At 67.2% G+C, this 26480-nt stretch carries 25 protein-coding genes; 14 read left to right on the forward strand and 11 right to left on the reverse strand.

The window, feature by feature from the left end; translation table 11 throughout:
• Nucleotides 1-3 precede the first annotated feature (3 nt).
• From AC1D2F_RS17715 to AC1D2F_RS17725, 3 genes are read left to right on the forward strand one after another with little or no spacing between them, the layout of a single operon-like run.
• Nucleotides 4-693 (forward strand): 3-oxoacid CoA-transferase subunit A, encoded by a 690-nt coding sequence (locus AC1D2F_RS17715; protein ID WP_476967301.1) that lies wholly within the window; start codon nucleotides 4-6, stop codon nucleotides 691-693.
• Between the two features lies 1 nt (nucleotide 694).
• Entirely contained in the window at nucleotides 695-1393 is a 699-nt protein-coding gene (locus AC1D2F_RS17720) for a 3-oxoacid CoA-transferase subunit B (RefSeq protein ID WP_364746585.1), read from the forward strand.
• A gap of 60 nt (nucleotides 1394-1453) precedes the next feature.
• Nucleotides 1454-2260, forward strand: coding sequence for an IclR family transcriptional regulator domain-containing protein (locus AC1D2F_RS17725; RefSeq protein ID WP_364746583.1), 807 nt, complete (start codon nucleotides 1454-1456; stop codon nucleotides 2258-2260).
• Nucleotides 2261-2296: 36 nt separating this feature from the next.
• Here the strand turns inward: AC1D2F_RS17725 and AC1D2F_RS17730 are convergent, their stop codons facing one another.
• Nucleotides 2297-2488, reverse strand: coding sequence for a hypothetical protein (locus AC1D2F_RS17730; protein ID WP_364746578.1), 192 nt, complete (start codon nucleotides 2486-2488; stop codon nucleotides 2297-2299).
• Between the two features lie 217 nt (nucleotides 2489-2705).
• On the opposite strand from AC1D2F_RS17730, the gene AC1D2F_RS17735 reads away from it, so the two are divergent.
• Nucleotides 2706-3656: a diacylglycerol/lipid kinase family protein gene (locus tag AC1D2F_RS17735; protein WP_364746576.1), complete on the forward strand. Its 951-nt coding sequence runs from the start codon at nucleotides 2706-2708 to the stop codon at nucleotides 3654-3656.
• Between the two features lie 58 nt (nucleotides 3657-3714).
• Here the strand turns inward: AC1D2F_RS17735 and AC1D2F_RS17740 are convergent, their stop codons facing one another.
• The 3 genes from AC1D2F_RS17740 to mscL form a co-directional block, all read right to left on the reverse strand.
• The gene (locus AC1D2F_RS17740) at nucleotides 3715-4572 is read right to left on the reverse strand and encodes an ACT domain-containing protein (RefSeq protein WP_229991926.1); all 858 of its coding nucleotides are present in this window, start codon (nucleotides 4570-4572) and stop codon (nucleotides 3715-3717) included.
• Between the two features lie 106 nt (nucleotides 4573-4678).
• Nucleotides 4679-5242: a DinB family protein gene (locus tag AC1D2F_RS17745; protein ID WP_364746574.1), complete on the reverse strand. Its 564-nt coding sequence runs from the start codon at nucleotides 5240-5242 to the stop codon at nucleotides 4679-4681.
• Nucleotides 5243-5328: 86 nt separating this feature from the next.
• Nucleotides 5329-5826, reverse strand: coding sequence for a large conductance mechanosensitive channel protein MscL (gene mscL, locus AC1D2F_RS17750; RefSeq protein ID WP_229991928.1), 498 nt, complete (start codon nucleotides 5824-5826; stop codon nucleotides 5329-5331).
• 257 nt (nucleotides 5827-6083) lie between these two features.
• Here mscL and AC1D2F_RS17755 point away from each other — a divergent pair, with 257 nt between their 5' ends.
• A complete protein-coding gene (locus tag AC1D2F_RS17755; protein ID WP_476967302.1) occupies nucleotides 6084-7166 on the forward strand; it encodes an FUSC family protein in 1083 nt (360 codons plus the stop codon).
• Here the strand turns inward: AC1D2F_RS17755 and AC1D2F_RS17760 are convergent.
• Complete coding sequence (locus AC1D2F_RS17760; protein WP_476967303.1) at nucleotides 7163-8467, reverse strand: MFS transporter; 1305 nt, start codon at nucleotides 8465-8467, stop codon at nucleotides 7163-7165. The two genes, AC1D2F_RS17755 and AC1D2F_RS17760, sit on opposite strands and share 4 nt — an antisense overlap.
• A 132-nt stretch (nucleotides 8468-8599) precedes the next feature.
• Here AC1D2F_RS17760 and AC1D2F_RS17765 point away from each other — a divergent pair, with 132 nt between their 5' ends.
• The 4 genes from AC1D2F_RS17765 to AC1D2F_RS17780 all read left to right on the forward strand — a co-directional run bounded on the left by AC1D2F_RS17765 (nucleotide 8600) and on the right by AC1D2F_RS17780 (nucleotide 12271).
• Nucleotides 8600-9379 (forward strand): IclR family transcriptional regulator, encoded by a 780-nt coding sequence (locus AC1D2F_RS17765; protein WP_229991931.1) that lies wholly within the window; start codon nucleotides 8600-8602, stop codon nucleotides 9377-9379.
• A 95-nt stretch (nucleotides 9380-9474) separates the two neighbouring features.
• Nucleotides 9475-10665 (forward strand): 4-hydroxybenzoate 3-monooxygenase, encoded by a 1191-nt coding sequence (locus tag AC1D2F_RS17770; RefSeq protein WP_229991932.1) that lies wholly within the window; start codon nucleotides 9475-9477, stop codon nucleotides 10663-10665.
• Nucleotides 10666-10781: 116 nt separating this feature from the next.
• The gene (locus AC1D2F_RS17775) at nucleotides 10782-11174 is read left to right on the forward strand and encodes a nuclear transport factor 2 family protein (RefSeq protein ID WP_229991933.1); all 393 of its coding nucleotides are present in this window, start codon (nucleotides 10782-10784) and stop codon (nucleotides 11172-11174) included.
• Nucleotides 11171-12271, forward strand: coding sequence for an FAD-dependent monooxygenase (locus tag AC1D2F_RS17780; RefSeq protein WP_476967304.1), 1101 nt, complete (start codon nucleotides 11171-11173; stop codon nucleotides 12269-12271). Before AC1D2F_RS17775 ends, AC1D2F_RS17780 begins: the two co-directional genes overlap by 4 nt.
• Here the strand turns inward: AC1D2F_RS17780 and AC1D2F_RS17785 are convergent.
• The 5 genes from AC1D2F_RS17785 to purB form a co-directional block, all read right to left on the reverse strand.
• Complete coding sequence (locus AC1D2F_RS17785) at nucleotides 12210-12644, reverse strand: acyl-CoA thioesterase (RefSeq protein ID WP_079555099.1); 435 nt, start codon at nucleotides 12642-12644, stop codon at nucleotides 12210-12212. The genes AC1D2F_RS17780 and AC1D2F_RS17785 overlap by 62 nt on opposite strands.
• A gap of 47 nt (nucleotides 12645-12691) precedes the next feature.
• Nucleotides 12692-13195 (reverse strand): GNAT family N-acetyltransferase, encoded by a 504-nt coding sequence (locus AC1D2F_RS17790; RefSeq protein ID WP_229991934.1) that lies wholly within the window; start codon nucleotides 13193-13195, stop codon nucleotides 12692-12694.
• Between the two features lie 158 nt (nucleotides 13196-13353).
• Nucleotides 13354-18216 carry an NAD-glutamate dehydrogenase gene (locus tag AC1D2F_RS17795; protein WP_476967305.1) on the reverse strand — a complete coding sequence of 1621 codons (4863 nt, stop codon included), beginning with the start codon at nucleotides 18214-18216 and terminating at the stop codon, nucleotides 13354-13356.
• 143 nt (nucleotides 18217-18359) lie between these two features.
• On the reverse strand, nucleotides 18360-19031 hold the full coding sequence (locus tag AC1D2F_RS17800; protein WP_476967306.1) for a histidine phosphatase family protein: 672 nt from the start codon (nucleotides 19029-19031) through the stop codon (nucleotides 18360-18362).
• Complete coding sequence (gene purB / locus AC1D2F_RS17805) at nucleotides 19028-20470, reverse strand: adenylosuccinate lyase (protein ID WP_229991937.1); 1443 nt, start codon at nucleotides 20468-20470, stop codon at nucleotides 19028-19030. The genes AC1D2F_RS17800 and purB overlap by 4 nt, the downstream gene beginning before the upstream one ends.
• Before the next feature lie 225 nt (nucleotides 20471-20695).
• Between purB and AC1D2F_RS17810 the strand changes: the two genes are divergently transcribed.
• Both AC1D2F_RS17810 and AC1D2F_RS17815 read left to right on the forward strand, forming a co-directional pair.
• Nucleotides 20696-21037, forward strand: a complete 342-nt coding sequence (locus AC1D2F_RS17810) for a hypothetical protein (protein ID WP_229991938.1) — start codon at nucleotides 20696-20698, stop codon at nucleotides 21035-21037.
• Between the two features lie 95 nt (nucleotides 21038-21132).
• Nucleotides 21133-22506, forward strand: coding sequence for an alpha/beta hydrolase family protein (locus AC1D2F_RS17815; RefSeq protein ID WP_364746559.1), 1374 nt, complete (start codon nucleotides 21133-21135; stop codon nucleotides 22504-22506).
• Here AC1D2F_RS17815 and AC1D2F_RS17820 read toward each other — a convergent pair.
• The gene (locus AC1D2F_RS17820) at nucleotides 22457-22843 is read right to left on the reverse strand and encodes a phage holin family protein (RefSeq protein WP_229991940.1); all 387 of its coding nucleotides are present in this window, start codon (nucleotides 22841-22843) and stop codon (nucleotides 22457-22459) included. The genes AC1D2F_RS17815 and AC1D2F_RS17820 overlap by 50 nt on opposite strands.
• A gap of 106 nt (nucleotides 22844-22949) precedes the next feature.
• Between AC1D2F_RS17820 and AC1D2F_RS17825 the strand changes: the two genes are divergently transcribed.
• From AC1D2F_RS17825 to AC1D2F_RS17835, 3 genes are all read left to right on the forward strand, one after another.
• Nucleotides 22950-24068, forward strand: coding sequence for a histidinol-phosphate transaminase (locus AC1D2F_RS17825; RefSeq protein WP_229991941.1), 1119 nt, complete (start codon nucleotides 22950-22952; stop codon nucleotides 24066-24068).
• Between the two features lie 147 nt (nucleotides 24069-24215).
• Nucleotides 24216-25493, forward strand: a complete 1278-nt coding sequence (locus AC1D2F_RS17830) for a thiamine pyrophosphate-dependent dehydrogenase E1 component subunit alpha (RefSeq protein WP_364746557.1) — start codon at nucleotides 24216-24218, stop codon at nucleotides 25491-25493.
• Nucleotides 25493-26473 carry an alpha-ketoacid dehydrogenase subunit beta gene (locus AC1D2F_RS17835; protein ID WP_229991943.1) on the forward strand — a complete coding sequence of 327 codons (981 nt, stop codon included), beginning with the start codon at nucleotides 25493-25495 and terminating at the stop codon, nucleotides 26471-26473. The genes AC1D2F_RS17830 and AC1D2F_RS17835 overlap by 1 nt, the downstream gene beginning before the upstream one ends.
• Nucleotides 26474-26480: the final 7 nt, after the last annotated feature.

A 26480-nucleotide genomic window follows, 5' to 3' on the forward strand; every position in this document is an offset into this window, starting at 1 on the left:
GAGATGCTKAATTTYATTGACACGGTCGGTGAGGCCGTCGCCGGCATCAAGGACGGCTCCACGGTTATGATCGGSGGSTTCGGCAACGCCGGGCAGCCGTTCGAACTGATCGACGCGCTGCTGGACGGCGGCGCCACCGACCTTACCGTGGTGAACAACAACGCCGGCCAGGGCGACCAGGGCCTTGCCCTGCTCATCAAGGAAGGCCGGGTGAAGAARRTGATCTGCTCTTTCCCGCGGCAGTCCGACTCCTGGCACTTCGACGCCAAATACCGTGCCGGCGAGATCGAACTCGAGCTGGTCCCGCAGGGGAACCTCGCTGAGCGGATCCGTGCCGCCGGCGCCGGGATCGGCGGCTTCTTCACGCCCACCGGCTATGGCACCATGCTCGCCGAGGGCAAGGAAACCCGCTACCTGGACGGCAAGTGGCAGGTGTTCGAGACCCCCATCCACGCCGACGTCGCCCTCATCAAGGCCCTCACGGCGGACGGCAGGGGCAATCTCGTCTACCGCAAGACCGCACGGAACTTCGGTCCCATCATGGCCGCCGCCGCGAAACACACCATCGCCCAGGTCTCCGGGATCGTGCCCACCGGCGGCCTGGACCCGGAAGTCATCGTGACCCCCGGAATCTACGTCAACAGCATCGTCCGTGTGGCCGCAGCCGCAGGCAAGACAGAAAGCGTGGCTTGAGATGAGCATCCCGACCAATGACCAGCCGGGTGTCCGGACCGGCATCCAGGCATCCGACAAGCCGCTGGGCCGCGACGACCTCGCCCGCCTCGTGGCCCGCGACATCCAGCCCGGATCGTTCGTGAACCTCGGCATCGGCCAGCCCACCCTGGTCTCCAACTACCTCGAGCCGGAGCAGAACATCACGCTCCACACCGAGAACGGCATGCTCGGCATGGGCCCGGAAGCCACCGGGGACCAGATCGACGGGGACCTCATCAACGCCGGCAAGATCCCCGTGACGGAGCTTCCCGGGGCGTCCTACTTCCACCATGCGGACTCCTTCGCGATCATGCGCGGCGGGCACCTGGACATCTGCGTGCTCGGCGCCTTCCAGGTCTCGGCCACCGGAGACCTCGCCAACTGGCACACCGGCGCGCCGGACGCGATCCCCGCCGTCGGCGGCGCCATGGACCTCGCCACCGGCGCCAAGGACGTCTTCGTTATGATGACGCTCCTGACCCGCGACGGCGTGTCCAAACTCGTCGAGGCGTGCACCTACCCGCTCACCGGGATCGGCTGCGTGACCCGCGTCTACACCGATAAGGCCGTCTTCCTGACCGGCCCCGACGGCGTCCAGGTGCGGGAGACCTTCGGCTGCACGCTCGAGGAACTCCAGGCCATGGTGCCCGTCCCCCTCAAGGCGACGGACCCAAGCTGACAGTCCTGCCGCCGGATAACCTGCGCCCCGCTAAAGTGATGCGGGACCGAGAGGCGAGAAATGATTGAGCCAGCCAAGAGCGGCGGCGCGCCCGCGGCCAGCGACCAGTACGTGCAGTCGCTGGCGCGCGGGCTCGCCGTGATCCGTGCCTTTGACACAGAGCACCCCAAGATGACCCTGACCGAGGTGGCGGCCCGGACCGAACTGACCCGGGCCACGGCCAGGCGGTTCCTGCACACGCTCGCGGAGTTGGGCTATGTCCGAACGGACGGCAAGACCTTCGCCCTGACCGCCAAGGTACTTCAGCTCGGCTACGCCTACCTGTCCGGGCTGTCCCTGCCGCAGCTGGCCCAGCCGCACCTGGAGGAGCTCTCGCTCGAACTGGGGGAGTCGACGTCGGCCGCGGTGCTCGAGGGCACCGACATCGCCTACATCGCCCGGGTGTCCACCCGGCGGATCATGACGGTCGGCATTACGGTGGGCACCCGTTTCCCGGCCTACGCGACGTCCATGGGCAGGGTGCTGCTCGCGGCCCTGCCGCCGGCGAAGCTGGAAGACTATCTCGCGGCCACAGAGATCCGGCCCCTCACGCCGGGAGCCATCGGAACGCGGGCTGACCTTCTGGCGGAGCTGGATACGGTCCGCGCCCAGGGCTGGTGCCTGTTGGATCAGGAACTGGAGCTGGGGCTGATGTCCATTGCGGCGCCGGTCCATGACGGGCCCAAGGTGGTAGCGGCGATCAACGTCTCGCTGCAGGCCCAGACGGTGTCCACGCAGACCGACCCCGACGCCTACCTCAAGGCCGTGCGCGAGGCGACGGTAGCCACAGCGGAAGTCATCTCCGAGGACCTGACTTCGGGACGGTGAAACACTGTCCTGACGTGACGTCTGGGAAGGGGACCGTCAGGGAGCGGGGTCTGGGATGGGTTCGGTGGAAACCGTGATCTTGACGCCCCCGGGCTCGTCACTGATTTTCAGGTGAAAGTTCCTGCCCACCACCAGGGCATGGATGTCGTCGCTGTCTCCGGGCGCTACCTGCTCGGCCAGCCGCGTGAGCGCCAGTGCCATGGCCCGGCCCCAGTCGTGAGGATCCATACTGGATGATTCAGCCGTTGCTGAATACTTCTCTGGTTCAGTCATCTGCCCCCGCTTTCGGCGTCCGGAGCGCAGCCTCCGGAACATCACGAAGCCCAGTCTAGTGAGGTGGCGGAGCGCGCGTCCACGATTTGCGCCGGCCCTGCGGAGGTTACGCGGGCACTGCGGCTAGGATTTCAGTTCGGGTACTCTTTCGCCCCATTGCCCTAAGGACGCCATGACAGAGAACAACACCGCGACTCCGGAGACCCCGGACAACGCAGCGTCCCGGCGCGCCGCCGTGGTTATCAACCCCATGAAATCTCCCGGTAAAAGCTTCCGTGCCTCGTTCTTCCGCCTGTGCGAGACCCAGGGCTGGGCCGAGCCGCTGTGGCTGGAGACCACCAAGGAGGACACCGGGATTGGCCAGGCCCGCGAGGCGCTGGATGCCGGAGTCGACGTCGTGATCGCGGCGGGCGGGGACGGAACGGTCCGCTGCGTGGCGGAGGTCCTCGCCGGCACCGGAACGCCGATGGGACTGGTCCCCCTGGGGACCGGCAACCTGCTGGCCCGCAACCTCGGCGTCGACATCACCGACCCCGTGGCCGCCAGCTACGACGTCCTCAGCGGCGCGGATACCAAGGTAGACGTGGTCAAGGCCAGGCTGGACCATGCCGAGAAGGAGCACATCTTCCTTGTCATGGCCGGTCTCGGCTATGACGCCGCCATCATGGCCAACACTGTGGACGAACTCAAAGACCGCGTGGGCTGGCTCGCCTATGTCGAGGCTGGCATCCGGCACCTGCCGGGCAAGCCGATCAGGGCGAAGATCAGCATTGACGGCCAGCATGCCGTGCGGCGCCGGATCCGCAGCGTCATGGTGGGCAACTGCGGCAAGATCATGGGGGGCGTGGAGATCTTCCCCGATGCCAAGGTCGACGACGGCATCCTGGACGTCGTGATTTTGGCCCCTCATGGCCGGTTCGGCTGGCTGGATGTGCTGTCCGGCGTCTTCGGCCGGAAGAACGCCAAGAACACGTCGGTCGAATACTTCGCCGGAAAGTCAGCCGAAATCGAACTCGCCCACGAGCAGGAATTCCAGCTCGACGGTGACCCCCTCGGCAAGGCCAAACACCTCAACGTCACTGTGGAGCACGACGCTCTCACCATCCGGATGACGGGCATCTGACCCGGGCTGGCCGCTTCCCGGGCCAGCCGCTTTCCGGGCCGGCCGCTTCCCGGGCTGGCTAGCGCGCCGCCGGCCGGTGTGCCAGGATCTCAGCGAGTTCGGCCAGCCGGTGCGCGCGGGCGGATTCGGCAGGCGTGAACGGCTCGCCGGGCCGGGAAAACGTGATGGGCCCATGCCACGCTGTAGGGATTTTCAGGACCGTCCCGTCCCCGCCCGTCCGGGGTGGCACCTCGGCGTTGCCAGCCGCCGGTCCGGGGATGATCCGTGCCCGCAGCAGTTCCGCGACGGCCAGCGGCAGCTCCTCCGGACTGGCGGCGATCCGGGCAGCCAGGCTCAGCGCGCCGGTTTGCCCGTCGGCCATGGCCAGGGCGGTGGTCGGCCAGACGTGCGGATCCGCTCCGCCGCCCGCCCGCAGCGCCCGGAGCAGCTCGGCTTCGCGGACATCACCCGGTGCCGAGAGCACGAACTCGTCCAGCACACCGCCGGCCACGGGGTGAACATGAATGCTGAGGATGTTCGTGTTCAACCCGGCCAGGGCCTGCGTCAGTTTCTGCAGCGACCCGGGTTTGTCTTTCAGGACGGTCCGCGCCCGCCAAAGGGCAGGCGCGGCGACGAGCCGTTTGCGGTGGCGCAGGGCCGGGGCATGCAGCCAGCCCCTGAGCATCCGGGCCGCCGAGGGCTCGGCGACCCAGATCACCAGGATGGTCGCGGTCATGGTCAGGACCAGGACCTTGGCAACATAAGGCAGGTGGGTTTCCACCACCGCCGCGTGCACCAGCAATTCGATCGGAAGCATCACGGCCACATTGGCCAGCGTCAGCCGCGCCTTGGTCGGTTCGGGCATCTGGCCGCACACTTCGCAGCTCAACTCGGAGGTGGCAGGGGACTGGGCTTTGCCATGGGCTTTGCGCGTCATACACCTATGATTCCGGCCAGCTGTTTCGGCCCGGTTGCCGCCGGGTGACGGTTTCGGACCGGACGGGCAGGAGGGAGGCTCGCAGCAACGCGCCCTAGGGGCTGCGTTAGAGCAAGTGGCGGTGCGCATAGAGGTCGCGGAGCAGGGCGACCTCTGCCAAGTGGTGGATCATCTCGCGGTTGATGTGCAGGACCAGTGCCGCCATGGGGGCCTCGGCGAACGGACCTTCGGACGGACCGCAGGCTGCCCCCAAACCGGCCTCATTGAGGCTCTTCACGCCCTGGATCCACCGGGCGTAATACTCGTCCACTTGGGCCAGTGCCAGGGCCGCCGTGCCTGGGTAGGCGAAATTCTGGTAATCCACGGCAGGACCGCCAAAGTGTGATGCTGTCCGCGCGCCCAGCACGCCGACCAGAATATGGCACAGGCGCCAGGCAATGGTCGTCACCGGAGCAGGAACGGGCTCCGGGTAGCTGAAATCAATGGTGAAATCACCCGTACCCGGCGCGGTCGGGGGCGTTGATGCGTCCTTGCGCCGGACACTCCAGCCCGGAACCGGCTCCCAAAAATACTCGTCGTCAGTCAACCCGTCCAGCCTCGGGCGGGCCTGATTGGCAAAATGCCAGTCCAGTTGATCCACTAGCTCGTGGTTCCAGCTAACATCCGGCACGATGTTCCTCCTCGGCATCCAGGCCCGAGCGGCGGGGGTGTCTACATCAAAGTACTCCGGACCTCCCGCCCGCCATAGGGCGAGTCCTAAGCCTGACGGCGGGCTGCGACGCCGGCAGGGACAGCCGACGTGTTCCCGTCCGGGTGCTCCCCGGCCCCGGTGCGGCCGCCGTCGGATTCCGGACCGGCCAACGTGGCCAGCAAGTCGCGGATCTCGGCCAGCAGCGCAGTGTCGGCCGGGATCGGTTCTTCCTCGGGCTCAGCGGCGCTGAGTCGGTTCTTGACCATCCGGTTGATCCGGTTCATCGGGGCCACGAAGATGAAGTACACCACCGCAGCAGTGATGAGGAAGGTCAGGAAGGCGGTCACCACGGCGCCGATGTTCACGAAGGTCTTGTCGTTGCCCGGCCAAACGTGGAAGCCCAGACCCTGGGTCTCGACGCCGCCGGCGGCAGCGAGGATCGGGTTGACGATGTTGGAAGTGAAGGCGCTGACCAGGGCGGTGAAGGCCGTGCCGACCACGACGGCGATGGACAGTTCGATCACGTTGCCGCGCAGGATGAAATCCTTGAATCCTTTGAGCATGGGGAACCTCCGGTGTGCGTTGCTGGCTTGATTCAACCGATAGACGCTACCACTTCGCTGGGCGCCCAGCAGATCCCGATCAACGGATTCCGATGCCGCCGCCGCACCGTTCCGGCGTAAACTCCGTGGTGGATGCCAACGCCGCCGTCGTAATACTCCGACTGCAACGAGAGGCGCCCGACCCGTGAGAGCCTGCCCATGAAGAACACGCCCATGAAAGCATTTCGCTGTGCGCCTGAGGCTGTAAGGCCTGCGCTGTGAAGCTGTTCTCCGAGATGTTCACCATCGCTCCGGCCAACAAGGACCACCAGGTCGCCCTCCGCTGCGCCGTGGGGGTCTTTGTTCCGCTGATCACGCTGGTGCTGCTTGACCGCCTGGATCTGGCAATCTTCGCTTCCTTCGGCGCCTTCACCGGGATTTACGGCCGGAATGAGCCGCATGCCAGGCGGCTGACTCTTCAGGTGCGGGGCGGCGGGCTGATGCTCCTGGTGATGTTCCTGGCCGCCCTCACAGCGCGTGTGGACGCTCTTGCCGGGCTTTCCGCGGCAGGCACCGCCTGGGTCCTGGTCGGGACTACCACGGTGATCGCCTGGGGCTGCTCCCCGGTTGTCGCGTGGTGGCGCCTGCGTCCCGCGGGTTCGCTGTTCCATATCTTTGCGTTCGCGGCCATCGCGTCGATCCCCAACCAGCCGCCGCTGTGGCAGTGCATGCTCGTGGCGGTACTCACGGTCGCTTTCTCCCTGCTGCTCGGCCAGTCCTCGCGGGTGGCGCGGAGCCACCGGACCCCGTGGGTGAATCCGAGGCCTGCGGCCCTCACACCGCAGGAGAAACGCGTCGCCTGGCACGAAAGCGTGGGCTACCTCGTGGCGGCAGGCGTGGCGGGAACGCTGGGTACCCTGGCCGGGGAATGGCTTGGAATTGGCCACAATTACTGGGCGATGGTGGCCGCCGTCGTGCCGCTCGTGGGCCACACCACCCGGCACCGCGTCAGCCGTGGCCTGCAACGCATCGCGGGCACTGCCTTGGGGTTGGTGCTGCTCGCCGGAATCCTGCTCCTGCAGCCGACGCCCTGGCAGACGGTGCTGGTGATTGCCGCGTGCCAGTTCGGCGCCGAGATGTTCATCGCGCGGCAGTACATGTTGGCGCAGGTTTTCGTCACGCCGCTGGCGCTGATCTCCACGCTTCTCGTGGCACCCGTGCCGCCCGGCATCCTGCTCCGCGACAGAATCGTGGAGACCGTCATCGGTGCCGCCGTCGGCATCGCCGTCGTGCTGGCGCCCGGCGCGTGGCGCGGCCTCAGGGGCCGCCGCGGGGCGAGGACCCCCGGGCGCGTCTCCTAGGAGTGCCCGACGCCGGCGCCGGTGCGGGACACTGCCGGCACGGTCTGCGGGACGAAGGCGAGGGCGAGGACCGCCAGGAGTGCGGCGGCGGCGAAAACGTAGAAGCCCCACGGGTAGGCGATGCCGGCGGCGACCAGCGCGCCGGTGACGGCGGGGCCCAAAATGGCTCCCAGCCTGCCCACGCCGGCGGCGAAGCCCAGCGCGGTGCCGCGGAGCCGGACCGGGAAGAGCTGGCTGACCCAGGCATAGACCAGGACCTGGGAGCTGAAGACGAACACGCCGGTGACAAAGACGGCGGCATAGAGCACCACTTCATTCTGGATCTGGATGCTGAGCGCGGCGAGGAAAACGGCGGAGAGACCAAACCAGAGCAGGACGATCCTCTTGGTGCCGTGCCGGTCCGCGAGGACCCCGGCGATCAGGAGGCCCACCACAGCGCCCACGTTCAGGACCAGGAGCAGGGCGAGGCCGGCGTTCAGGCTGTAGCCGGCGGAGGCCATGAGCTGCGGCAGCCAGGTGTTCAGGCCGTAGACCAGCAGCAGCCCCATGAAGGACGCCACGGCCACGCCGGCGGCGATCAGCGGGTAGGGCTTGCGGCCAAGGTCCCGGAAGCTGGCGCGTTCCTCCGCCGGGGCGGCCACAGCGCTGTCCGGGGTGAGCGCCGGGTTGACGGCCGGGGACGTGGCGGCCGGGGGCTTTGCGGCTGCGGGGATGTGGTGGACCGGCGGCAGTGTCTCCGGAAGCTTGAACCACAGGAAGGGGACCAGGGCAAAGCCTGCCAGGCCACCCACCACGAACATGGTCCGCCAGCTTGGAATCACCATGATGGCCAGGAACGCCGTGGCCACGGCGCCGACGTGATATCCCGTCATGGTCCGGGTGGTGGACTTTCCAGCCGTCCCGGCAGGCGCGTAGTCGTTCATGTAGGCCAGTGCGGCGGGCAGGCAGGCGCCCAGGCCAAGGCCGGCGAGCAGCCGGAACGCGCTGAACCATGCCACGTTCGGTGCGAAGACGACCGCAATCGTAAAGATGGAAAACCACGTCACGCAGGCCACCAGCAGGTTTCGCCGGCCGAGGCGGTCCGAGAGCGGCGCGATGAAGAGCGCGCCGAGCCCCACGCCCACCAGGGAGATGGTCGCCGCGAACGTCGCCCCGACTGCGTCGAAGCCAAGTTCCTGCGACTTAATCAGGGTCGGGATGACCGTGCCAAGCACCACCAGATCAAAGCCGTCCAGCACCATGGCCAGCCAGCAGAGCCACACGGGCCACCGTGATTTGTTTCCCAATGACGACATTGACATTGCTACCTCAGCGCTAGTATTTACGTGATTCCGCGTGCCCGGCGGTGTAGGTCGGACTCTTCCTATTGTGAGAGTTCTATCACCCGGGAGTGTTGCGTGGGACACTAAAAACCGTTCAATGGAAGGAGGGGCGTGGCCAATTCAAACTCCGGCGATTCGGTGGTGGACCGGATCCTGCGGCTGATTGCCGCCTTTCCGGAGGGTGTCACGGCTCTGCAGCTCTCGGAGCTGGCCGCGCGGGCGGAACTCCCGCTGACCACCGCGCACAGGCTCGTCCGGCAGCTGGCCGGGCACGGCCTGCTTGAAGTCGCTCCCGGTGGCTCCGTCAGCCTGGGCCTGCGGCTCTGGGAGCTCGCTAACCGCAGTTCCCCCACGCTTGAACTCCGCCAGGCCGCCCTGCCGCTCATGGAGGACATCCAGCAGGTGCTCAACCAAAACGTGAACCTCGCCGTGCTGGACGGCCAGGAAGTGCTCTTTGTGGAGCGGCTGTCCCGCCGCGGCTCGGTCGCCAACCGTGCGCAGGTGGCCGGCCGGATGCCCGTGCACGTGTCCTCCGCCGGGCTGGTGCTCATGGCCAACCAGCCCCGCAACGTCCAGGCCGAGTACCTCGAAGGGTTTAGCGATCCGACCGGCCGGCTGGCCCTGGCGGACCTCCGCGCCCTCCTGGGCGAAGCGGCCCATCAGGGCTATGCGCAGCTGGCCGGCGTCGTCGACCCGGACACGTGGGGGATCGCCGTGCCCGTACTGGACCGCAGGAGGCTCGCCGTGGCGGCCCTCGGCGTCGTCGTTCCCCTTCGCGAGGTGCGCCTGCAGGCGCTCGTTCCCGCCCTGCAGACCGCGGCCCGCGGGATCGGGCGGCGGCTCGGCGAGTCCCGCGAGAGCCTCTCATTCCATTCAGCGGAATTGATGTAACGCCCATCACGCCTTGGGGAGCACACTGTTAGCCGGAAGACCAAAACGGCCCCCGGTCCCTGACCGCCCCAACCCCGCAACGAAGCGAGATGAACATGGCACAGCGAAAAGTCATCAACACCCAGGTAGCGATCATGGGTGCCGGCCCGGCCGGGCTCATGCTGTCCCACCTGCTGGCCAAGGCCGGCATTGAATCCACCGTCCTCGAGATCCGCACCCACCAGGAGATTTCCGAGACGGTGCGGGCCGGCATCCTGGAGCACGGCTCGGTCAACATGCTCGTCGACAGCGGCGTCTCCGACCGGGTGCTGCGCGACGGCGACCGGCATGACGGAATCGAACTGCGCTTCAACGGCGAAAGCCACCGGATCGACTTCCAGGACCTGGTTGGGGAATCGGTGTGGCTCTACCCGCAGACGGACGTGTTCCTGGACCTCTCCGCACGCCGGAAGGCCGACGGTGGGGACGTCCGGTACGCCGTCACGGACACCACCATTCATGACATCGAAGCCAAGCCCAAGGTCTGGTTTACGGATGCTGACGGCGTCGAGTACGAACTCCAGGCCGATTTCATCGCCGGTGCCGACGGTTCGCGCAGCCACTGCCGCTTCCAGATTCCGGAGGCGCAGCGCAAGTGGTACTTCCACGAATACCCCTTCGCCTGGTTCGGCATCCTGGCCGAGGCGCCGCGCAGCTCCGACGAGCTGATCTACGCCAACTCGGAAAACGGCTTCGCCCTGATCAGCCAGCGCACCGAGTCGGTCCAGCGGATGTACTTCCAGTGCGACCCCAACGAGGACGTCAACAACTGGGATGACGACCGCATCTGGGACGCCTTCCGCAGCCGCGTCAACGGCAACGGCTTCGAGGTCAAGGAAGGACCGGTGATCGACAAGACGGTCCTGAAGTTCCGCAGCTTTGTCCACGCCCCCATGCGGCACGGCAACCTGTTCCTCGCCGGCGACGCCGCGCACACCGTGCCGCCCACTGGGGCCAAGGGCCTGAACCTGGCGCTGAACGATGTCAAGGTCCTGTTTGAGGGCTTCGACAGCTTCTACTCCACCGGCTCCACCGTGCTCCTGGACGCCTACAGCGACCGCGCCCTGAACCGGGTGTGGAAGGCCCAGCAGTTCTCATACTGGATGACCTCCATGCTGCACACCTCCGCCGACGCCGACGACTTCTCCCGCGCCCGCCAGCTCGGCGAACTTCATTCCGTGGTGTCCTCCCGCCACGGCCGCGCCTACCTCGCGGAGGCCTACACCGGCTGGCCCGGAGCCCGCTAGGGCTCCGGCAGAAGCCCTGGTCTGAAGACAGATTTCCGTCGACACGTGCCGGGGCCAGGGCTAGCCTTTAACCGTCCCAGCATGGCCCGACAAGGATGACGGAGAGGTGTCCGATCATGGGAACCGCAGAGAATGTTGAACTGGTCCGGCGAGGGTACACGGCGTTCAACGCAGGGGATATGGCTACCCTCAGCGACATGTTCGCGGAGGACGCTGTCTGGTACGTTCCCGGAAGCGGCGTGCTTTCCGGAACCAAACAGGGCAGGGACGCGATCCTGGCGTACTTCGGCGAGTTGGGAGCGCGCACCCACGGTAACTTCCAAGCGGACCTCGAGGACATCGTGGGCGGGGAAAACCACACCGTCGCGATCCAGCAAACCCGCGGGGAGAACAACGGCAAGACCCTGGACCTGGCCACCGTCATCACGTTTGTGGTCCGCGACGGAAAGATCACCGAAGGGCGGGAATTCTTCGAGGACACGGCCAAGGCAGACGAATTCTGGACGTGACCGAACCGGCGCCGCCTGATCCCGGCCGGCAGGCGGTTTCCGTCATCGGCGGCGGCATCGCCGGGCTGGCCCTGGCAGCCCGCCTCGATCCCGCACGGTTCGACGTCACCGTCCACGAGCAACGCGACGGACTCCCGACCGTCGGAACTTCCCTTGCGGTGTGGCCCGCGGCCCAGCGGGCCCTTGGCCGCCTGGGAATCCTGGACGCGGTCCGGGAGGCCAGCCCGGTGATCGAGGGCATGAGTGTCCGTGCGGCTTCCGGCAAGCCATGGACAGCGGCACAGGCGCCAGGACTGATCGGCGTTTCCCGGGTTGACCTCATCCGGCTGCTGGACGCCGCCGTTCCGGTCAGCGTGGGCCGGGCATCCGGCCGCATCGACATCGTCCGGCCCGGCCCCGCCGGCCTTGTGGTGGGCTCCGACGGCGTCCACAGCTCGGTCCGCCGCAGCTGCTGGGGCGCCCGCTCCGGGGCGCGGCCCACACCGTATCTCGCGGTCCGCGGCGTGGTTCCCGGGCGGCTGTGGTGCGGGCACACGGGCGAATACTGGGGCCGCGGGCAGCTGTTCGGGATTGGTCCCGCGGCGGCCGGGACCAACTGGTACGCGGCGTTCCGCTCCGGGGCACGTCCCGGGAGCCTGGATGTCGCCACCGCCCTGGCAGAAACACGCGCCCGCTACGCAGGCTACTCACCGGGGATCCTCGAGGTCCTGGCCGCGGCAGAGCCGCGGACATCACTAGTGCAGCGGGTCTGGACAACGCCGCCGCTTTGCAGCTATGTCCGCCGAAGGGTAGCCCTCGTCGGCGATGCCGCCCACGCGATGACCCCGAATCTTGGCCGGGGGGCCTGTGAAGCGCTGGTCGATGCCGTGACCCTTGCGGAGCTTCTCAACACCCGGCCCGTGGACGAGGCACTGAGGGCCTATAACCGGGCGCGCCTCCTGCGCACGCAGGCGCTGCGGGCGGCGTCGTCGGGGGTGATGCGGCTGGCCCTGGCCGAACGTGGTCAGCCTGTACGGGACGCGCTGCTGGGCTTGGCTAGTCCTGGTCCAGGGTCTCGGTCAGGTGGTGCGTCGGAATCCGGTCCCGGTCATAGGTGATTTCGGTGTAGCCGTGCGGCTCGGGCTTCCCCGACGGGCTCAGGTTCACGAAGACGATCTCATCAATGGTGAGGATGCTCCGGCGCGTGATCATGTTCCGGACTTCGGCCCGCATGGTCAGCGATGTCCGGCCGAAGCGGGTCGCGGTCAGGCCCATTTCGATCAGGTCGCCCTGGACGGCGGAGCTGACGAAGTTGATTTCGGAGATGTACTTGGTGACGGCCCGGCCGTTGCCCAGCTGCAGGATGGCGTAAATGGCCGCCTCTTCGTCGATCCACTTCAGCAGGCTCCCGCCGAACAGGGTGCCGTTGGCGTTGAGGTCCTCGGGCCGCACCCATTTGCGGGTGCGGAAAGTGATGTCGGCCGATTCCATAGTGCGAGGTTAGCCGACTCCGTGACGGGCGGCGTTGTGTGACGGCCTCAGGCCATGGCGGTGTGCGCGGCGCTGTGCGAATCGATCGGCTTCGCGTAGCAGTACGAGTGCACCACGCCGACATACGGCCCGAAGTTCGGCACGGACACAAAGCCCGAGTTCTCGTAGAACTGCCGCCCGTCGGTTTGCACCGAGCCGGCTTCCGCCGTCAGCGTGGTGATCCCCAGGGCGTGGGCGTGGGCTTCGAGGGCCGCGAGGATGGAGCTCGCCACCCCTGAGCCGCGGGTGTAGGGCAGCACATAGAGGCGCTTGATTTCGGCGGTCTGGGCGTCCAGCATGCGAAGGCCGCCGCAGCCGACCGGCTGGCCTGAGGCTTTGTCGTGCGCCACCAGGAACACCGCCGTGTCCGCTTCCGACGGCGGCGGCCCGGGCTCGTGGTCGGGCCGGCCGAAGCGGGCCTCGAGTTCTGCCTGCTGGGCGGCCCTCAGGTCCGCGCCGACGGGGTTCGCCCAGGTGACCTGACGGATGTTGAGCCGCGGATTGGTCTGCATGACTGCCTCGATTCGCCGAAGTGTTATGCAGTCTAAGGCTAGGCGCCGGCGGTTTCGGCCGTGTTTCCTGCCGGTAAGGTTCGGGAGAACTGTGGATGGAGGGCCTGCGGTTGCTGCCTACGGCTCGACTTCCCGGCGGACCTGGCGGCGGCCACAGCTTAGCGCCGCACCAGTGTCCGCAGGAGTTTCAGCGCCACGGAGATTGAGGCGATATCGACCTGCCCCGGTTTGGTCACTTCCGCGAAGGTGTCCTTGATCCGTGCGAGCTGCTCCTGGTGCCCGCGTTCCCACTCTACGATGCGCTCCACGGTATCGGATGTGCCGGCGTCTGCGGCGCCAAGGCCCTGGGTGGTTTCCATCACCGAGACGGTCATGTCCGCCACTGCGGAATAGACATCATCGCGCAGGGCGGCCCGCGCGAGGGCCTCCCAGCGGCTCTGCCGCGGCAGGTCGGTGATGCTGAGCAGGAGGTTCGCGGCGCCGATCCGCTGGAAAACCGCCCAATACAGATCGGCGATGGTGGCGATCGGTTCGCGCACTTGTTCGGAGATCAGGGAGATGTCCAGCAGCCCGAAACTCTCCAGCAGGTCGGAGGCACGCAGGCCCAGCTCACGGGGCATCCCCACGGCGTCCCAGTGCGCGAGCCTTCCTTGCACACGATCCAGGTCCGAGCCGCGGAGGTAGTCCACGGTGCAGGTCCGCAGTAGTTCCATGGTGGGCATGATCCGACCCAAGGCCGCGTCCACGGGCTGGTCGCGATGGTCGTGCGTCACGTACCACCGCGTGGCCCGGTCGAGGACCCTGCGCATGTGCAGGGTCGCTTCGGCAACGTGTTCGTTGGGATATCCGGCGGGGAGTGCCGCCAGCCGGTTGACGATCCACGGCAGGTCGTAGGCTTCCCGCGCCACCACAAAGGCCTTGGCAACACTGGGGGCCGTCGCCGTGGTTTCCTCGATGGCGCGGAAGGCGAACGTGATTCCGCCGAGGTTGATCATGTCGTTGGCCACTACTGTGCACACGATCTGTCGGCGCAGCGGATGGTCCTCCAGTTCTGCTTCAAAGCGTTCGGAAAGCTGGCGCGGGAAATAGCCGCTGAGGACGCGCCGGAACCACGGGTCGTCGGCAAGGTCGCTGGCGTTGAGCTCGGCTGCCAGTTCGATCTTGGCGTAGGCGGCCAGCACCGACAGTTCCGGCGCGGTCAGGGCCTCACCTGACTTCAGCCGTGCCCGGAGCTGTTTGCTGCTTGGCAGGCCCTCCAGCCTGCGGTCGAGGTCGGTGGCGTTCTCGAGCCAGTCCATGGTCCGCTCGAAGCCCGGGCTCCACTCCAGTCCCAGGTGCCGGTCGTTGAAGAGCAAGACGTTCTGGTCCACGTTATTGGCCAGAACAAGGCGGGCCACCTCGTCCGTGAGGGAATGCAGGAAATCGGCGCGTTCCGCCGTCGGCATCTTTCCCGCCGCGATCATCCGGTCCACGAAGATCTTGATGTTGACCTCATGATCCGAGCAGTCAACTCCGGCTGAGTTGTCGATCGCATCGGTATTGAGCTGGACGCCGGACAGGGCGGCCTCAATCCGCCCGAGCTGCGTGATTCCCAGGTTCCCGCCCTCGACGACGATCTTTGCCCGCACCTCATTGCCGTTGACCCTGATGGGGTCGTTCGCTTTGTCGCCAACCTCGGCGTTGCCCTCTGACGATGCCTTGATGTAGGTTCCGATGCCGCCGTTGTACAGCAGGTCCACGGGCGCCCGGAGGATGGCCTGAAGCAGCGCGTGGGGTGGCAGGGACACGGTGCCAGGGTCCAGGCCGAGAGAGCTCCGGACCTGTTCGGTGATGCTGATGGCCTTCGCCCGGCGGGAGTGGACACCACCGCCCGCGCTGATCAGGGTTGGATCGTAATCCGCCCAGGATGAGCGGGGGAGGGCAAAGAGCCGCCTCCGCTCCTCGAACGAGGACCCCGCCTCCGGCGTCGGGTCAAGGAAGATGTGCCTGTGATCGAATGCAGCCACGAGCCGGATGTGGCGGGACAGAAGCATTCCGTTTCCGAAGACGTCGCCGCTCATATCGCCGATGCCGGCAACTGTGAAGTCCTCTTCCTGGCAGTCCATCCCGAGTTCGCGGAAATGGTGTTTCACCGATTCCCAGGCCCCGCGTGCCGTGATGCCCATCTGCTTATGGTCATAGCCCACGGTCCCGCCGGAAGCGAAGGCATCGCCCAGCCAGAAGCCGTACTCCTCGGCCACCGCGTTCGCAGCGTCGGAAAATGACGCTGTTCCCTTGTCCGCCGCCACCACAAGGTAGTAGTCGTCGACGTCGTGCCGCACCACGCGCGCCGGAGGCACCACTGTTTCGCCGTGTGCGGTGGTGACCAGGTTGTCGGTCACGTCCAGCAGCCCGCGGACGAAGATCCGGTAGCATTCCAGGCCCTCCGTCAGCCAGGCGTCGCGGTCCAAGGACGGGTCAGGCAACTGTTTGGGATAAAAACCGCCCTTGGCGCCGGTGGGCACGATCACCGAGTTCTTCACGTTCTGCGCCTTGACCAGGCCAAGGACTTCGGTGCGGAAATCCTCGCTTCGGTCCGACCAGCGCAGCCCGCCGCGGGCCAGTTCCCCGAAGCGCAGGTGGACGCCTTCCACGCGGGGTGCGTACACCCAAATTTCATACTTGGGACGGGGAAATGGCGCACTCGCAATAGCGGAGGGGCTCAGTTTGAAGCTCAGGTGGGGCCTGTTCTGGTAGTAGTTGGTGCGGAGCGTGGATTCCACCAGGTTCATGAAGGTGCGCAGCAGCCGGTCGGCGTCGAGGACGGGAATTTCCTCGATCGCGGCCAGCAATTCCTTCCGGGCTGCCTCGGTGTCTCCCAACCGGCCTGGGGCCCGAAGATCGGGGTCAAACTTGGCCCGGAACAGTGCCAGAAGCCCGTGGGTTGCCCGGACGTTGGCCAGCAGCGTATCGGCCATGAAACCGTATGAAGTCATGGTGCCCAGTTGCTGCAGGTACTTGGCATAGCTGCGCAGGACCGCCGCCTCGCGCCATGGAATGCCTTCGCGAAGGACAAGGCCGTCAAAGCGGTCCGATTCCGAGTCCCCGCGCATGGCGGCTCCGAAGGCGTCCCCCAGCAGGGCGCTGGTCCGGGCGGGATCCACGCCGGCCGGATACCGGACGCCAAGGTCATAGAGGAACAAAGGCCAGTCGTTCCCGCGCACCACATCGAAGGGCCGTTGGTTCAGCACCTCGAGTCCGAGGTTATGGAAGAACGGCAGGATGCGCGTCAAGCTATAAGCGGTGGTCAGGTAGAGCCGGATCCGTGCGTCTTCGGCCAGGTTCGCGGACGCGGCAGTGCGCACATAAACGGACAGTTGCGGATCGTTCAGCGGTCGTCCACCGGCGCCGTCGAGATCGAACTGCTCGAACTGCAGGATATCTTCGACGGCATCCTCGACTTCGAAATCAGCCTTGTAGCTGGCCGGGAAGGCGGCGGACCAAAGAGCCGACAACCGGCTCGCCTCCCCGGCCGGCAACCTGTTACGGAGCGCCTCGTCCAGGCCCTCGGCCCAGGTCCGCGTTGCGCTGATAATGCTCCGCTCCACTGCAGCGGGATCGACGTCGGGCATCCCGCCGGCAGGCAGCAGTATCCGGAAGAACACGCGGGCCATTGGGGATTCGCTCAGCCGGACTTCGAATTCGAGCGAGGAGGAGCCGAACGCCTGTTTGAGCTCGTGTTCGATCCGGAGGCGGACGGCCGTGCTGTACCTGTGCCGGGGGAGGAACACCAGGGCGGTCATGAAGCGGCCGTAGCTGTCAGCGCGCAGGAACACCCGTGTCTGGTGGTGTGCCTGCAGGAGCAGGATCTCGCGGGCAAGCCCGGAAAGTTCGTCGAGGTCCCGGTGGAACAGCTCGTCCAAGGGGAAGGATTCGAGGACGGCGAGAAGCTGTTTGCCGGGATGGGACGCCTCGGTGAAGCCGAAGCGCTCCTGGACGGCGCGCACTTTGTCCCGGATGACCGGGATGCGCCGCACAGACCGGCCCGTGGCGCCCGGGGCGAAGAGGCCCACAAACCGGACTTCTCCCGTGGCCGTGCCGGCGCTGCCGAAGGTCCGGACGAGGATTTCATCCAGGTAAGCCGGGCGCGGGACGGACGATCTCAGATCCGAAATGGAGAGCGTGAGAACCTGCGGATGCGGCAGCCCCGTAACGGGCTGGCGGGCCTCCGGCCGCCCGTCCCTGAGCAGGCCCAGCCCCGTGCCGGGACGCACCGTCACTACATCCGTGCCCTCCGTCGTCGGGTATTCATATTCGCCGTATCCCAAAAACGTGAAGTTGCCGCGGTCCAGCCAGTCCAGGAGCTCACCGAGCTGCTCCGGAGTAGGAACCGTGCCAGCGGGCAGCCGGTCCAGGGAGCTGATGGCGCGGGCGAGACTGGCGTGGATGGCGGGGGCGTCATCAGCAACCAACTGGACGTCCGCCAGGACACGCCGCACGTTGTCCGTGAGCTCCTCGGTGGCACGCGACCCCGGCAGGCGGCCTATTTCCGCCGCGATCCAGGTTTCGGACGACCAATCCGGCGGGTACTGGGCGGAGCCGGGCGCCGCCGTGCCGGGCGGCGCTGTGCCGATGATTCGGCCCGTCGATCCGGTCTGCGGGGACCCGGGCTGTACTTCCAACAAGCGGTCCGTTTGTGGTTCCCGCCGCACCAGGAAATTGGGATGCACCAGCAACCGGATGGACTCGTTGCGGCGGGTCAGCTCCGCAGTGAGCGAATGGAGCAAGTGCGGTAAGGCGTCGGCAACGACCAGCAGGACGCTGGCTTCGCCTTCGTTCAGGATGCCGACGGCCGCCGTGCCTGCCGGGCGGCTCTCCGCCAGTTCCGCATGGTGCCGGGCCCGCTGCTCCAGGTTTTCGGGACTGTAGCCTTGAAGGTCCTCGGGCGCCGTGTGCTCGTAGTACGCCGCGAGGAACTGTTTATCGAAGCCGGGGAAAACGCTTCCGGGCGCATGCCCCGGGTGTACCGATTTGCCTGACATGATTCTGCGCCTCCACGGCGCGGGATCAACCGCATGCCGCGGCCGACCATCCTGTCCCCACGCCTCATTTCATCATCGCCGCGTTGAGGTGAGCAGTCCAGTCCCGGCAAGCCGGTTTCGCCCGCCGGTGACTGGCCGGCCCGCTACGCCGGACGGCCGGTGGGGTCCTCCGCCGTCGGATCCGCCAGCGCCAGGCCGCCGACAGGGCTGTCGTCCCAGTGGATGAGCTCCCAGCCGCCGTCGGGATCGCCTTCCAGCGCCACGATTCCGGTGTTGTCCAGCACGTGCTTGATGGCAAAGTCCGGTTCGATGTTGCCTGCCCGCAGGCCGGCCCACACCCGGATGGCTGCGCCGTGGCTGACCACGGCCACGGATCCTGAACCGCCCCCGCCGTTGGTCCGTGCCGCTATTGTGGCGATCGCGGCGTCGTAGCGCTCGAAGAAGTCCCGGCCGCTGGGGCCGGCAGGCATCCGGCGGTCCAGGTCGCCGTCCGTCCAGGAAAAAATGGTGCCGATGTACCGCTTGTGTGATTCGTGGTCCGTCAGCTTCTCCAGCGCCCCGGCTTCGATCTCGTGAATGCCCTGCAGCACCTCGGTTTCCAGCCCGTGCACCCGGGCAAGCGGTGCGGCCGTGATCTGCGTCCGGATCAGGGTGGACGCGTAGAGGGCATGGATCCGCTCGTTCGCCAGGGCGCGCGACAAGGCCTCAGCCTGCCGCTCCCCGAGCTCGGTCAGCCCGGGCCCCGGGTGGGCGGTGTCCAGCTCGCCGAGGACGTTCCCGGGCGTCTGTCCATGCCGGATGAGCAGGAGCCTCACTTGAGGTGGTCCACCAGCTGGTCCGCGATGCCCGTGTACTTGCCCGGGGTCAGGGCCAGCAGCCGGGCTTCGGCGTCGGCGGACAGGCCGAGCCCCTGGACGAATTCCTGCATCCGGGCAGCATCCACGCGCTGTCCGCGGGTCAGGTCCTTGAGCCGCTCGTACGGATTCTCCATGCCTTCGACGCCGGCGATGGCCTCGGCGCGCATGACCATCTGGATGGCCTCGCCGAGGACTTCCCAGTTTGTGTCCAGGTCAGCGGCCAGCACGTTCTCGGCAACTTTGAGCCGGTCCAGGCCCTTGGCGACGTTCGAGATGGCGAGCAGCGAGTGGCCGAACGCCACCCCGATGTTGCGCTGCGAGGAGGAGTCGGTGAGGTCGCGCTGCCAGCGGGAGGTGACCAGGGTGGAGCCCAGCACGTCCAGCAGGCCGGAGGAGATCTCAAGGTTGGCCTCGGCGTTTTCGAAACGGATCGGGTTCACCTTGTGCGGCATGGTCGAGGAGCCGGTGGCGCCTGCCACCGGGATCTGCACGAAGTAGCCGATCGAGATGTAGCTCCAGATGTCGGTGCAGACGTTGTGCAGGATGCGGTTGAACCGCGCGACGTCGGCATAGAGTTCGGCCTGCCAGTCGTGACTTTCGATCTGGGTGGTGAGCGGGTTCCAGGCCAGGCCGAGGCCTTCGACGAAGCTCTTGGAGACATGCTCCCAGTCGGCGCCCGGGACGGAGGCAACGTGGGCGGCGTAGGTGCCGGTGGCGCCGTTGATCTTGCCGAGGTATTCGGTCCGGGCAATCCGGTCCAGTTGCCGGTTGAGCCGGTGCGCAATCACAGCCAGTTCCTTGCCCAGCGTGGTGGGCGTGGCGGGCTGGCCGTGGGTGCGGGAGAGCATCGGCACGGCGCGGTTGTCCTCGGCCATGGCGCTGATCTGGGCAACGAGGGCGCGGGCCGCGGGCAGCCACACGTCCTCCACGGCCCCCTTGACGCCCAGGGCGTAGGAGAGGTTGTTGATGTCCTCGGACGTGCAGCCGAAGTGCACCATGGCGGTCAGGTGATCGATCCCGATGCCGGGCAGGCGGCGGCCGATGTAGTATTCGACGGCCTTGACGTCGTGCACCGTCACCGCCTCGATCTCGGCCAGTTCGGTGACGGATCCGGCGTCGAACTCCGTGACGATCGCGCGCAGTTGCTGCTGCTGTTCCGCAGTGAGCGGGCCGGCCCCGGGCAGGACGCTGTTGCCGGTCAGGTGGATCAGCCACTCGACCTCCACAGCCACGCGGTCGCGGTTCAGGGCCGCTTCGGAAAGGTAGTCCACCAGCGGCGCGACGGCGGACTGGTAGCGGCCATCCAGCGGGCCGAGCGCGATCTGGTGGTCGGACGCGGCGAGGGCCAGGCGTCCGGACGGCGTGCGGGTATCAGCTGTGGCGGCAGTTTCAGGCATGTGCCGATTCTTTCACGAAGTGCCGCCGGCCCTTAAGCGCGCCCGTCGTTATGACTTTGCCGCGTGACTTTGCCCGGCCGGTACCAGCCGGCCGTCCGGGGCGTTGTCCACATAGCCGGGCGGCGCACTTCAGCCGGCCCTGGCCGCCCGTTAGCGTCGGTTCATGAGTAGTTGGATGTCACAGAGCAGTCATCTCAGGGCAGCGGGATGACTCAGGGCAGTGGGATGACGCCGACCAGTGGGATGGCGCCCGGACCGGCGGGCAGCGTGGCTGTTTTTGGCGTGACGGCCGCCGATGCCCTCGAGTGCGCGTCACGCAGCTATGAAGTCCAGCAGCTCGCTGGGCGCGTAGCGAGGTGCGCCGATGAGGCGGACGCGGTACTCGCCGCGCTCGCCCGGCTTGAGCTACAGACGTGGCAGTCACCGGCCGGCCGCGCCTATCGGCTTGCCTTGTCCCTGCACGCGGCGGCGCTGCGCAGGGGCCGGGACTCCCTGCTCGATGCTGTTGCTGTGGTGCTCCGGCACGCCCGGAACGTGGCGCAGCCTGCGGACCGGATAGGCCCCTGATGGCCGAGGCGACTCCGGCAGGCTCCGGAGGCACCCCCGGGGTTTCAGCGCCGCCGGCAGACGGCAGTCTGAGAATCCGGGGTGGCATCGGCGGGGTGAGCTTCCAGTTTGAGGAGTTGCTGGCCGGTGCCGCGGCACTGGACGGGCTGGTCCGGCAGCTGCAATCGGTTGAAATGGAAGCCGACGCCGCCCGGCGCGCCCTTTTCCCCTATCAATCCGACTCCTACTCCAGCGGCAGCAACGCCATCATCGCCGTGGGGGAGGCTGGCCGGGACGTCGGCCGCGTCCGGTCACAACTTCAGCGCATTGGCGACGACGTCCGCGCCAGCCACCGCGAGTACGAATACGCCGAAGCCCGGAATGCCCTGCTGCTGCGGATGGGGCTTCACGGCTCCGAGTACGGCGCAGCGCCGGAGCCGTTCGCCCTACCGGGGGTGCGCAGCATCGCCGAAGACTGGATCGCCATGGCGCCCCGGAATCTTGCCGCGCTCCTTGGCCTTCCCGGGCCCCTGGCTGCCGTCGCCGGAGCCCTGAGTGGGCCCACTGACATCCGTCGCCTGGTCCGGGACGTTTCGGACGCGCCGGGGCTCATGTTCCTCAAGCCCAGGCCCGTCAACATCGTGGGCCGGGAGACGTTTTCGGCCGACGTCGACCTCTCACCGGCCGGGCTGTTGCGGCGGGCCGGAGCGGTGGGGGAGCAGGGTGGCCGGATCGAGGTGATAGAGGTCGACGGCGGGACCCGCAAAGCGTGGGTGGTGGTCATCCCGGGAACCCAGCAGGGCGGCCTGCCGGAAGGCGCCAACCCCTTTGACCCCGCCGGCATCGCCGAGGCCCTGGGCTACGACTCGGCATCGACGGCGGGCGCTGTCCGGCAGGCCTTGCAGCAGGCCGGAGCCGAGGCCGGCGATCAGCTCGTGGCTGTCGGCTACAGCCAGGGTGGGATCCACGCGATGAACCTCAGCAAGGACCGGGCCGTCCTGGCCGAGTACGATCTCAAATTCGTGCTGACGGCGGGCTCGCCCGTTGGCGGCATCAGCCCGGCGCCGGGGATCCGCAGCCTGCACCTGGAACACGAGCAGGACTGGGTGCCGGGAGCAGACGGACTGGCCAACCCGGACACCAGGGACAGGGTGACCGTGACCCTCACCAACCCGCTGGCCGTGCCGCCGCTGCAGGACTTCGGCCTGGGTCCGGGGCACCGGCTGGGGAATTACGCGGACGGGGCCGCGCTCGTCTCGGCGAGCCGGGACAACACGCTGCAGGACTCCACGGCTGCGCTGGCCGCAGTAGTAGGGACCGGCGGGGCGGCGACGGTCACCCGGTTCTCGCTCCGGCGCGAGGCCCGGCCGGCACCGCGGGGAACGCCGGCGGCGCCGGGCCCTCCCACGGCTTCGGGGCCGCGGAACGGCCCGGGAGCCCCTAGCGATCGAGGGCGGGAAGGAAGCTGGCCACGAGGGACACCGCGCTGATGATGATGGCTGCGAACACGGCAGTCCAGAAGAACGAGTCGATGGTGAAGTGCACAACGGTGTAGCTGCTGATCCAGGACGTCAGGTAGAGCATCGCTGCGTTGATGACCACCGTGAACAGGCCCAGGGTGAGGATGGTGATCGGCAGCGACAGAAGGCTGACGATCGGCTTGACGAATGCATTAACCAGGCCGAAGATCAGGCCGATAAACAGGTATCCCAGGATGACGTTGATGGTGCCGTCGCCCTGGGTGGAAATATCCAGCCCGGTGAGGATCCAGCAGGCGATTGCCAGGGCCAGCCCGTTGATGATGACTCGTACGATGAATGAGCGCATGGCCCCATGCTGTCATACGCCCGGCGGCAGCGGCAGGGACCATATTCCCCCTGGCGGCAACGAGCATCCCCCAACAGCGGCAGCGACCCGAAGTAGGCTAGTTGGCATGACTTCATCAGAGAACCCGGCCGGGGGCATCAAGCCCCGTCCGGTGGTAGACCTCCTCCCCCGCTACGCGGCCGGAAAACCGCCCGCCCCCGTGGAAGGCCTGGTCAGCTACAAGCTGTCCTCCAATGAAAACCCGTTGCCCCCGATCCCTGCAGTGCAGCAGGCCATCGCGGCGCAGACCGACTTCAACCGCTACCCCGATCCGCTCAGCAGCAAGCTGCGCGAATCGCTCGCCCGCTTCCTGGATGTTCCCGCCGAGGACATCGTCACGGGCGCCGGCAGCCTGGGCGCCCTGAACCAGCTGCTGACCACCTTCGCCGGCCAGAACGACGACGGCAAGGCCGACGAAGTCATCTACGCCTGGCGCTCGTTTGAGGCCTACCCGATCTGCGTTGGACTGGCGGGCGCCGAGAGCGTCCGGATCCCGCTGACGGCCGACGGGCGGCACGACCTGGACGCCATGGCTGCCGCAGTGACCGCGCGGACCAGGATGATCCTGCTGTGCACGCCCAACAACCCGACCGGACCCATCTTGACCACGGAGGAAACGGAGCGCTTCATCAATGCCGTTCCGGCCGACGTCGTGGTGGTCATCGACGAGGCCTACCAGGAATTCGTGCGCGCCGGCGACGCTGTGGACGGCATCGCCATGTACCGCAAGTACCCCAACGTCGTCGTCCTGCGGACGTTCTCGAAGGCGCACGGCCTCGCCGGTCTCCGCGTGGGCTACAGCGTCTCCCGCCCCGACCTGACGCAGCACCTGCGGGTCGCCGCCACACCCTTCGCGGTGTCCCAAATCGCGGAAACGGCTGCCGTCACGTCGATCGAGCACTTCGCTGACGTTGTAGAAAGGGTACAAAGCCTGGTGGACGAACGGGACCGGGTCACGGCCGGACTGCGGGAGCTCGGATGGTTCGTTCCGGAGGCCCAAGGCAACTTCGTCTGGCTCAATCTGGGCGCAAACAGCGCGGAATTCGCCGCCCTGGCGGCCGAGCGGGCGCTGTCCGTGCGCGCCTTCGGCAACGAGGGCGTCCGGGTCAGCATCGGCGAACCGGAAGCCAACACCCGGTTCCTGGAGCTCTGTGCGATCTATACAAAACCGCCGCGGCGTTCCTAGCGCTTAACACGGCGCGTTCAGTCCGCCCTGTGCGGCTAAAGTAAGGACCAGTAAGCCAAAATATATGCCGGACGGGGAATGTATTCCCTGTCCGGCATATATCCCAGCGATTGCGGCGCATTCGGATGCGGCAAGCAAGGAGACGGTATGGGCGCCACACATCTGCCCTCTACCGAGTTCGACGGAACCGAGATGGATGACCAGCTCGAGGCGGAGGCCGAGGCCCAACTGGGCGCCCCGGCAGAGCCGATGGTGCAGTTGCTGGGCCCTGACGGCACCCTGGGCTCGGACCCGGTTTTCTCAAAGTACGCCGAGAAGCTGGATTCGGACACGCTGCGCGGCTTTTACGCTGACATGGCCAAGATCCGCCGCTTCGATGTGGAAGCCACCGCCCTGCAGCGGCAGGGCCAGCTGGCCTTGTGGGTGCCGCTCACGGGACAGGAAGCCGCGCAGATCGGCTCCGGCCGGGCCAGCCAGCCGCAGGACTACATCTTCCCGACCTACCGCGAGCACGGCGTGGCCCTGACCCGGAACGTGGACCTGGCCGAGCTCCTGCGTCAGTTCCGTGGCGTCTCCAACGGCGGCTGGAACCCGAAGGACACGAACTTCCACCTCTACACGCTGGTCCTGGCCGCCCAGACCCCGCACGCCGTGGGTTACGCCATGGGCATCCAGCGGGACCAGAAGCTGGCGGCCGCCAACGCCGCCGGCGGTGGGGATGCGGGACAGGCCGTGGAGCCCAACGCTGCCGTCATGGTGTACTTCGGCGACGGAGCCAGCTCCGAAGGGGATGTCCATGAATCCATGGTGTTCGCCTCGTCCTACCAGGCACCCGTGGTCTTCTTCTGCCAGAACAACCACTGGGCGATCTCCGTGCCGAGCTCCGTGCAGACCCGCATCCCGCTCGCTAACCGCGCCAAGGGCTACGGTTTCCCCGGCATCCGGGTGGACGGCAATGACGTGATCGCCGTCCACGCCGTCACGGAGTGGGCGCTGGAGCAGGCCCGTGAGGGCAACGGTCCGGTCCTGATCGAGGCGTTCACCTACCGGGTCGGGGCGCACACCACAGCCGATGACCCCACCAAGTACCGTGGGTCCGCCGAGGAGGGCCTGTGGCGGGCCAAGGACCCGCTGGCGCGGCTGGAGAAGTATCTCCGGGCCGAGGGCCTCGCGGACGACTCCTTCTTCGAGCAGGTCAAGGCCGACGGCGACGAGCTCGCCGCCTATGTCCGCAAGACCACCTACGACCTCGAAACCCCGGACATCCGGACTGCCTTCGCCAACACCTACGTGGAGGCCCATCCGCTGGTGGCCGAGGAACTGGCCTGGTTCGAGGAATACAGCGCAGGGTTCGCCGACGCCGAAACCGTACAGGCAAAATCAGGTCCGGCACAGGCTGGGCAGACAGACGGGGCGGCCCAGTAATGACCACCATGACCATTGCGAAGGCCATCAACGAGGGCCTGCGGGCCACGTTGAGCAACAACCCCCGCTCGCTGCTGATGGGCGAGGACATCGGGGCCCTCGGCGGCGTCTACCGGGTCACTGACGGGCTGATCGCCGAATTCGGCGCCGACCGCGTGGTGGATACCCCGCTGGCCGAGTCCGGCATAATCGGCACCGCCATCGGCCTGTCCCTGCGCGGCTACCAGCCGGTCTGCGAGATCCAGTTCGACGGCTTCGTGTTCCCGGGGTTCAACCAGATCACCACCCAGCTGGCCAAGATGCATTCCCGCAGCAACGGCAACCTGACCGTTCCCGTCGTCATCCGGATCCCATACGGCGGCGGCATCGGCTCGATCGAGCACCACTCCGAATCACCGGAGGCCCTGTTCGCCCACACGGCCGGCCTGCGCATCATCACGCCGTCCAATCCGCACGATGCCTATTGGATGATCCAGCAGGCCGTCGACTGCCAGGATCCCGTCATCGTGTTCGAGCCCAAGCGCCGCTACTGGCTCAAGGGCGAGGTCGATACCGAGACCCCCGGCGCGTCCGCGGACCCCTTTAAGGCGCATGTGCTCCGCGAGGGCACCGACGCTACCGTCGTTGTCTACGGACCGCTCGTGCCCGTGGCCCTCGCAGCGGCGGAGGCCGCGGCCGAGGACGGCCACAGCGTCGAGGTAATCGACCTCCGTTCCATCTCGCCGATCGACTTCGACACCGTCACGGCATCGGTCCAGAAGACCGGCCGGCTGATCGTGGCCCACGAGGCCCCCACTTTCGGCGGCATCGGCGGCGAAATTGCCGCGCGGATCAGCGAACGGGCCTTCCATTCACTGGAGGCCCCCGTCATCCGCGTCGGAGGATTCCACATGCCCTATCCCGTGGCCAAGGTCGAAGAAGACTACTTGCCGGACATCGACCGCATCCTTGAGGCGCTGGACCGCGCCCTGGCGTACTGACGAGGAC

The sequence above is a fragment of the Arthrobacter sp. P1_B3 genome, from assembly GCF_056406615.1.